We start from the raw sequence: 1431 nt of genomic DNA, 5'->3' as shown, positions 1-1431 counted from the left end.
CCCGGGCCCGCCGGTCCGCGGAGCGTTCCGCGCAGGCCGGCGATGCCCCGTGTGCCTCCCGCGATGCCCCGCGCCGGTCCTCGCCGGCCCCACGGCACCCCCCGACCCCTACTGGTCGGGGGACGGAACGCCGCCCCGTGTCATACCGCAGCAGTACACGGAGTTGCGTCCGCGGGCTGACGCATCCGCCCGCGGGATTTGGTCGGATGGACCACGACGGACAACACCACTCCTCACCGATCCGGGCGAGGAGGGCGGCCCAGGGTGTGACTGGCGCGAGCGACACGAGGCCGCCGACGACCATGGAGGTAGGGCACACATGGCACCGTACGAATCCGACGACACGACGACCGCTCGCGGGGCCGGCGAGCCGGGCGCGCGCCGCAGCAGGGCCGCGCGGTACGTCGTCCCGGTCACGGTGATGGGAGTGGCGGCCGCGACCATCGGGCTCGTCCCCGCGCTCGCCGACTCCGGCGACCCGGACCTGCCGAAGATCACCGCCGCGCAGCTGATCGAGAAGATCGCCCAGTCGGACGTCGAGCAGTTCTCCGGCACCGTGAAGATCACCACCGACCTCGGACTGCCGGACCTCGGCGGCCTGGAGGACAGCCTGGTCTCCGGCGCCACGGGCCGGGGCGAGGGCGACGGCTCCTCCGCCGACCCGACGGCCAGGCTCACCGAGCTGGCCTCCGGCACGCACACCCTGCGCGTCGCGGCCGACGGCCCCGACCGGCAGAAGGTGTCGCTGATCGGGAACGCCTCCGAGTACAGCCTGATCCGCAACGGCGAGGACGTCTGGGGCCACGACAGCGGGAGCGACGAGGTCTTCCACGGCACCACCGGGGAGTCCGCCGGGGACGAGGACCGGGAGCGCCGGCCCCCGGCCATGCCCGAGGACTTCGTCGAGGAGGCGCTGAAGTCGGTCGACGACACCACGTCCGTCACCGTCGACGGCACCNNGGCCGGGACGCGTACAAGCTGGTCGTCAAGCCCCGGCAGTCCGGTTCCACGGTCGGTGCCATCAGCATCGCGGTGGACCACGAGACCGGTACGCCGCTGAAGTTCACGCTGACCCCGGCGAGCGGCGGTGCCGCCGTCGTGGACGTCGGCTTCACCAAGGTCGACTTCAGCCGGCCGGCCGCCTCGACCTTCGACTTCACCCCGCCCAAGGGTGCCGAGGTGACCGAGGAGGGCGAACTGCACGGCGGCGAGAAGGGCGGGACGCACGGGAAGCCGGAGCGTGCCCCGAAGTCCGAGGAGGACCTGACCAAGGGCCTCGACGGACTGAAGGTGCTCGGCGAGGGCTGGAACTCCGTCGCCACCTTCGACACCGGCGCCGGGGGCGGTCTGCCGGCCGGCTCCGAGGGCGGCGACCTCAGTGGCTTCCTCGGCTCGCTCGGCGACCGGGTGAAGGGCGAGTTCGGCACGGGC

General features: G+C 73.2%; 1 protein-coding gene and 1 pseudogene. Both read left to right on the top strand.

What is annotated here, in order from left to right; all coding sequences use genetic code 11:
• Positions 1 to 319: 319 nt before the first annotated feature.
• Positions 320 to 958, top strand: a pseudogene (locus tag AOK18_RS33895) (DUF2092 domain-containing protein); the annotation flags it as partial.
• A 2-nt stretch (positions 959 to 960) separates the two neighbouring features.
• The coding region (locus AOK18_RS33890) for a LolA family protein (protein ID WP_420865568.1) at positions 961 to 1431 on the top strand (471 nt) is incomplete at both ends.

Source organism: Streptomyces prasinopilosus, assembly GCF_001419695.1.
In the GTDB taxonomy this organism is placed as follows: Bacteria; Actinomycetota; Actinomycetes; order Streptomycetales; family Streptomycetaceae; genus Streptomyces; species Streptomyces prasinopilosus.
The sequence above is the reverse complement of the archived record's forward strand: the minus strand, read 5'-3'. Positions and strand labels throughout refer to the sequence as shown.